Below are 6,795 nucleotides of genomic sequence, written 5' to 3'. Positions count from 1 at the left end.
CCCCCCCCCCCCCCCCCCCCCCCCCCCCCCCCCCCCCCCCCCCCCCCCCCCCCCCCCCCCCCCCCCCCCCCCCCCCCCCCCCCCCCCCCACCCCCGCCGCAGGCGCCGCCACGGCCCCCGGGGCGGGCCCCCGCAAGAGCCGTCAGACCTTCGGCTGCTGCTGCGTGATGCAGTGGACACCGCCCCCGCCCGCGAAGATCGCGCGCGCGTCCACCAGCGTCACGGTGCGGTCCGGGAAGAGGCGCCGGAAGATGCCCGCCGCGTTCTCGTCGTTCGGGTCGTCGAACGCGCACAGCACCACACCGCCGTTGCACAGGTAGTGGTTGATGTACGAGTAGTCGACCCAGTCGCCCTCCTCGTCCTTGAGGACGGTCGGGGCCGGGACCTCGACGACCTCCAGGGCGCGGCCGCGGGCGTCGGTCCGGCCGCGGAGGAGGTTCACGTACGTCCGGGAGCGCTCGTAGTCGGGGTGGGCAGGGTCCTGCTGGCTGTGGACGACCACGACGCCCGGCCTGGCGAAGGCCGCGACGATGTCGACATGGCCCTGGGTGCCGTACATGCCGTAGTCGCCGCTCAGGCCGTGCGGCAGCCAGATCGCCTTCTCGGTGCCGAGCTTGGCGTGGATCTCGGCCTCGACCTGCTCACGGGTCCAGTCAGGGTTGCGGCCCGCGCCCAACTGGACGGTGTCGGTCAGCAGGACCGTGCCCTCGCCGTCGACGTGGATCGCGCCGCCCTCGTTGACCAGGCCCGAGGAGTGGACGGGGACGTCCACGAGGTCCGCGACATGGCGGGCGATCTTGGAGTCGTGCTCCCAGCGCGCCCAGTCCTGGCCGCCCCAGCCGTTGAAGACCCAGTCGACGGCCGCGAGGCCGCCCTGGCCGTCGGTGACGAAGGTGGGGCCGATGTCACGCATCCACGCGTCGTCGAGCTCCCGCTCCACGATGACGATGTCGTCGCCGAGCAGTTCCCGGGCGTCCGTGCTCTGGCCCGGGCCGACGACCATGGTGACCGGCTCGAAGCGGCGTACGGCGCGGGCGACGCCTGCCCAGGCCGCGCGGGCCTCGGCGAGCTCCTCGTCGTTCGTGAAGGTCGGGTTGGGGCCGGGCCAGGCCATCCAGGTGCGCTCGTGGGGGGCCCACTCGGGCGGCATACGGAACGTCATCGCAGGTCCTTGGGTAGGGAGATCAGAGGAAGTAGAGGCGGTTCAGGGACATGGACTCGACCGGGTCCGAGCGGAGCGGATCGCCGTCGAGGGTGACCAGTCCGCTGTGCGCGTCCACGGACACGCTGCCCACCCGGGAGTTGAGGAACAGGTTCTTGGGGCCGATGCCCCGCGTGTCGCGCACGCCGACCCGGCGGCGCCGCGTGGGCATCTTGTCGCTGCCGAGAGCCGCGGCGGCCTGGGACACGAACGCCACGGAGATGTCCGCGGGGGTCGAGCCGTGGGCGCCGATCTGCGGGCCCAGGACGAGGGGTTCGCAGGTGTCGGTCGCGGCGTTCGGGTCGCCGGTGACTCCGTACGCCGGGAAGCCGGCCTTCAGCACGAGCTGCGGCTTCGCGCCGAAGAACTGCGGCTTCCACAGCACGATGTCGGCGAGCTTGCCGTTCTCGATCGAGCCGATCTCGTGGGAGAGACCATGGGCGATCGCGGGGTTGATGGTCAGCTTGGCCATGTAGCGCAGCACACGCGCGTTGTCGTCGTGCGCGCCGTCGCCCTCCATGGGGCCCAGCTCGGCCTTCATCTTCCCGGCCATGGCGAACGTGCGGCGTACGGTCTCACCGGCGCGGCCCATGCCCTGGGCGTCGGAGGAGGTGATGCCGATCGCGCCCAGGTCGTGCAGCACGTCCTCGGCGCCCATCGTGCCGGCGCGGATGCGGTCCCGGGCCATGGCGGCGTCGCCGGGCAGATCGGTCTTGAGGTCGTGGACGGAGACGATCATTCCGTAGTGTTCGGCGACCGCGTCCCGGCCGAAGGGCAGCGTCGGGTTGGTGGATGAGCCGATGACGTTCGGCACGCCCGCCATCTTGAGCACGTTCGGTACGTGTCCGCCGCCGCAGCCCTCGATGTGGAAGGCGTGGATCGTGCGGCCGTCGAGGACCTTCAGGGTGTCCTCGACCGACAGGCACTCGTTGAGGCCGTCGCTGTGCAGCGCGACCTGGACGTCGTACTCCTCGGCGACCCGCAGCGCGGTGTCGAGGGCGCGCGTGTGCGCGCCCATGTCCTCGTGGACCTTGAAGCCGGAGGCGCCGCCCTCGGCGAGCGCCTCGACGAGCGGGGCGTCGCCGGAGGACGAGCCGCGTGCGAGGAAGCCGATGTTGACGGGCCAGGCGTCAAAGGCGTTGAAGGCATGCTTCAGGGCCCATGGCGAGTTGACGCCGACCCCCCAGACAGGGCCGAACTCCTGCCCGATGATCGTCGTGACACCCGATGCGAGGGAGGCTTCCATGATGCGGGGGGACAGAAGGTGGACATGTGTGTCCACGGCGCCGGCGGTGGCGATGAGGCCCTCGCCGGAGACGATCGACGTGCCGGTGCCGACGACGACGTCCACACCGTCGAGGGTGTCCGGGTTCCCCGCGCGCCCGATTCCGGCGATACGGCCTTTGCGAATACCGACGGACACCTTGCGGATGCCCTGAACGGCGTCGATGACCAGGACGTTGCTGATCACGACGTCGCAGGTCTCGCGGACGGCGGAGGCCTTGAGGTGCAGTCCGTCGCGGGCGGTCTTGCCGAAGCCGGCGAGGAACTCGTCGCCGGGCTTCTGCGAGTCGGACTCGACGCGGACGACGAGGCCGGAGTCGCCGAGGACGACACGGTCCCCGGCGCGCGGGCCGTGAACGCTCGCGTACTCGTGCGGATCGATGCCGGTCACTGGTCCTCCTCCGTAGGCGTCTGTCCGTGGTCCGTAGGCGCCTGGCCGTCGTCCGTAGGCATCTGGCCCTGGCCCGAAACCGGGCGGGCCCCTTCAGTGGTTTCTGCGGCTTCAGCGGTTTCTGCGGCTCCAGCGGCGGCAGCGGCTCCAGCGGCGGCACCGAGGTAGCCGCAGGCAGCGGCCCTGCGCAGCGCCTCCGACCTGGCGCCCGGGGCGTCGAGCGGGCCATCGACCAGGCCCGCGAAACCGATGGCGACGCGGTCGCCGCCGATGGGCACGAGGCCCACCTCGGCCTCGCCGCCCGGGTCGAAGCGGACGGACGAGCCGGCCGGCACGCACAGGCGCATGCCGTAGGCCGCTGCCCGGTCGAAGTCGAGACGAGGGTTGGCCTCGAAGAAGTGGAAGTGGGAGGTGACGCTGACGGGCACGGCCGCGGTGTTGCGCACGGTCAGGCGCAGTGCGGGCTCGGGCTCGGGGTCGGCGGGTCCGGGCAGTACGGCACCGGGCGCCTGGTCCCCGAGGCCGCCGCCCCCGATGGGGTCGGAGACCACCGCGAGCCGGGATCCGTCGTCGAAGACGGCCTCGACATGGACCTCGGTGACCACGTCGGCGACGCCGGGAAGGACGTCGTCGGGGCCGAGGACGGCACGGGCCGCTGCGATGGCCTCGGCGAGCCTGCGCCCGTCCCGGGCCGCTTCGCAGACGGTGTCGGCGATCAGCGCGGTCGCCTCGGGGACATTGAGCCTGAGCCCGCGGGCGCGCCGCGCGCGGGCCAGCTCGGCCGCGCCGAACAGCAGCAGCCGGTCCCGCTCGGTCGGGGTCAGTCGCACGTCACCACGCCTCCCTGTACGTACACCGCGGCCTCCCGATGGACGCACCGCGCCGGAATCTCCGAATCCGATTCCAGATGTTTGAACGACACTCTAACGCCCACTTTCCCTTGCTGGAAGCATTGACGACAGCCGGAAGCTGGGTTCACATAGAGCAGCACTCAAATTGCCGACGGCGTAACAGGGAGAACCCGATGCCGATTGAACAGCGCGGAGTCGACACCATCCCCGAAGCGGAACGGACCAGTGGTCCCCGCGACCTCTTGGCGATCCTGCTCGGCTCCAACCTCTGCCTCGGCGTGATCGTCTTCGGCTGGCTGCCGGTCTCCTTCGGCCTCGGCCTGTGGGGCGCGGTCACCTCGGTCGTCGCGGGCACCATCGCCGGTGTGATCGTGACGGCACCGCTCGCGCTCGTCTCGTTGCGCACGGCGACCAATCTCTCCACGTCCAGCGGTGCCTTCTTCGGCGTCCGCGGACGGCTCGTCGGCTCGATCGTCGGCCTCCTGCTGTCGCTCGGCTACACGGCGCTGACCCTGTGGATCGGCGGCGACGTGATGGTCGGCACGCTCGCCCGGATCATCGGCCTGCCGACCGGCGACGCGACCCATGCACTGGTCTACGCCCTGCTGGCCGCCCTCACCGTGATCGGCGCGGTCTTCGGCTACCGGCTGCTGCTGCGCATGAGCAAGGTCCTGGCCCTCGGGATGATCGTGCTGCTCGCGACAGGCCTGGTGGCGTACGCTCCCGACTTCACCGCCGCCGCGCCGCCCGACGCCCCGTATCTGCTGGGCTCCTTCTGGCCCACGTGGGCGCTCTCCGCGGTGGCCGCGGGGCTGAGCGGACCGATCGCCTTCATCACCCTGCTCGGTGACTACACCCGCTACATCTCGCCGCAGCGGCACAACCCGCGCGCGGTGCTGAACGCCACCTGTCTGGGCCTGTTCGCCGGACTGCTCGTCCCCCAGCTGTTCGGCACCTTCACCGCACTCGCCGCCCGTGCCTCGGTCGACTACGCAGAGCCGCTGGTCGACGCGTCCCCCACCTGGTACCTGATACCGCTGCTGCTCGCCGCAGCGGCCGGCTCGGTCGGCAACGCCGGACTGATGCTCTACTCGATGGGCCTGGACCTCGACGCGATCGTGCCCAGGGCCAGCCGGACCGTGGCCACCGTGATCGTCGCGGTCGTCGCCACCGCCTTCGTCTTCCTCGGGCACTTCGCCTGGGACGCCCAGTCGGCGATGACCTCGTTCGTGCTGCTGCTCACCGCGATCGGCACCCCGTGGGCGGTGATCACCCTCATCGGTCATGTGCGGTGTCGGGGCGCGTACGACGCGGAGGCGCTGCAGGTCTACAACCGGCGCGCCCGGGGCGGCATCTACTGGTTCCGGGCGGGCTGGGAGCCGCGCGCCACGGTCGCCTGGGTGCTCGGCGCGGCCGTGGGTCTGGCCTCTGTCTCGACCCCGTTCTACGAGGGCCCGCTGCTCGCCCTGACCGGCGGTCTGGACTGCAGCTTCGTCCTGTCGGGTGTGGTGGGCGGTGTCGTGTACGCCGTACTGACGCCGCGTGGCGCCCGTACGGCCCCCGGGGCCATGGAGACGGTGCAGGCCGCGGCCGGCCTGCAGGAGCCGGAAGCGGCCGTGGCGTCCTGACCCCGGCCCGAACACGACGGAACCGCGCGGGTCCCCCGGACAGGGATCCCGCGCGGTTCTGCGTGGTGCGTGTCTGCGTGCTGCGTGTCTGCGATCCGGGCCCGGGGTCAGCCGAGCTCGTGCATCCAGCCGTGGGGGTCCTCGGCGACGCCGGTCTGGATGTCCAGCAGCGACTTCCGCAGCTCCATCGTGACCTTGCCGGGCTCGCCGTTCGCCTGCGTCCATTCGCCGGCGGCGGACTTGACCGTGCCGACGGGGGTGATGACGGCGGCGGTGCCGCAGGCGAAGACCTCGGTGAGCGTGCCGTTCTCGGTGTCACGCTTCCACTGGTCGGTGGTGATCCGGCCCTCCTCGGCCTCGTAGCCGAGGTCGCGTGCGAGCTTGAGCAGCGAGTCACGGGTGATACCGGCGAGGAGCGAGCCGGTGAGCTCGGGTGTGACGATCTTGTCCCCGTACACGAAGTACAGGTTCATGCCGCCCATTTCCTCCACGGTCTTGTGCTCCAGGGCGTCGAGCCAGACGACCTGGTCGCAGCCCTTGGCAGCCGCCTCGGCCTGCGCCAGGAGGGAGGCGGCGTAGTTGCCGCCGGTCTTGGCGAAGCCGATGCCGCCGGGAACGGCACGGACGTAGTTCTCGGAGAGCCAGACCGAGACGGGCTTGACGCCACCGGGGAAGTACGGGCCGGCCGGGGACGCGATGACGATGAAGAGGTACTCGTTGGCCGGCCTCACACCGAGACCGACCTCGTTGGCGAACATGAACGGGCGCAGATAGAGCGAGGCCTCGCCGCCGTGCGCCGGGACCCATGCCTTGTCCTGCTGGACGAGGGCGTCACACGCCGCGATGAACGTATCGACCGGAAGCTCGGGCATGGCGAGACGGCGGGCGGAGATCTGGAAGCGCTTGGCGTTGGCGTCGGGCCGGAACGTGGCGACCGAGCCGTCGGGCCGACGGTAGGCCTTCAGCCCCTCGAAGATCTCCTGCGCGTAGTGCAGCGTCATGTTGGCCGGGTCGATGGACAGCGGCGCGTACGGGGTGAGCTCCGCGTCGTGCCAGCCCCGCCCCTCCGTCCACTTGATCGTCACCATGTGGTCGGTGAAGTGGCGGCCGAATCCGGGGTTGGCCAGGATCGCCTCGCGCTCCGCATCGGACAGCGGGGTCGAGGAGGGCTTGAGCTCGATCGTGGGCGTCGTCATGTCTGCGTGTCCTTCACCGTGTGTTTGTGACGGACCGCGCTCACATCTGAACGTCTGCACGCCCTGAGTACACCTGTACTAGGACGTCCGAGCTTTCCCGCATGATGCGGCCCCACGTCCAATTATCGCAGTGCGTGGGAGCCGGAGCAGAACAGTGTGAATTGCGGCCCATGGCTGATGGTGGCACCCGGGGGCCGCATAGGAGAAGCCGCCGGGCGCGGATGCGACCCGGCGGCTTCGAGGT

The 6,795-nt window shown here is 71.0% G+C and carries 5 protein-coding genes; 1 reads left to right on the top strand and 4 read right to left on the bottom strand.

Annotation, left to right across the window (positions count from 1 at the left end):
* Nucleotides 1-142: 142 nt before the first annotated feature.
* The 3 genes from AC0699_RS17110 to ureA are packed head-to-tail and all read right to left on the bottom strand — an operon-like array spanning nt 143 to nt 3,706.
* Complete coding sequence (locus AC0699_RS17110) at nt 143-1,162, bottom strand: agmatine deiminase family protein (RefSeq protein ID WP_478660672.1); 1,020 nt, start codon at nt 1,160-1,162, stop codon at nt 143-145.
* Nucleotides 1,163-1,184: 22 nt separating this feature from the next.
* Complete coding sequence (locus AC0699_RS17105) at nt 1,185-2,867, bottom strand: urease subunit alpha (protein ID WP_478660694.1); 1,683 nt, start codon at nt 2,865-2,867, stop codon at nt 1,185-1,187.
* 5 nt (nt 2,868-2,872) lie between these two features.
* On the bottom strand, nt 2,873-3,706 hold the full coding sequence (gene ureA / locus AC0699_RS17100; RefSeq protein ID WP_478660670.1) for an urease subunit gamma: 834 nt from the start codon (nt 3,704-3,706) through the stop codon (nt 2,873-2,875).
* Nucleotides 3,707-3,900: 194 nt separating this feature from the next.
* Between ureA and AC0699_RS17095 the strand changes: the two genes are divergently transcribed.
* On the top strand, nt 3,901-5,355 hold the full coding sequence (locus AC0699_RS17095; RefSeq protein WP_478660667.1) for a cytosine permease: 1,455 nt from the start codon (nt 3,901-3,903) through the stop codon (nt 5,353-5,355).
* A gap of 107 nt (nt 5,356-5,462) precedes the next feature.
* Here AC0699_RS17095 and AC0699_RS17090 read toward each other — a convergent pair whose 3' ends face one another.
* Nucleotides 5,463-6,551: a branched-chain amino acid aminotransferase gene (locus AC0699_RS17090; protein ID WP_478660665.1), complete on the bottom strand. Its 1,089-nt coding sequence runs from the start codon at nt 6,549-6,551 to the stop codon at nt 5,463-5,465.
* Nucleotides 6,552-6,795: the final 244 nt, after the last annotated feature.

It is taken from the genome of Streptomyces sp. NPDC043870 (assembly GCF_056435785.1).
Note: the sequence above shows the minus strand (reverse complement) of the source record. Positions and strands in the feature narration are given on the sequence as shown.

What these genes read in the sequence shown, in the direction of transcription:
- AC0699_RS17095 (WP_478660667.1), top strand. Translation starts at nt 3,901, where the DNA reads ATGCCGATTGAACAGCGCGGAGTCGACACCATCCCCGAAGCGGAACGG.
- AC0699_RS17090 (WP_478660665.1), bottom strand. Translation starts at nt 6,551, where the DNA reads ATGACGACGCCCACGATCGAGCTCAAGCCCTCCTCGACCCCGCTGTCC.
- AC0699_RS17110 (WP_478660672.1), bottom strand. Translation starts at nt 1,162, where the DNA reads ATGACGTTCCGTATGCCGCCCGAGTGGGCCCCCCACGAGCGCACCTGG.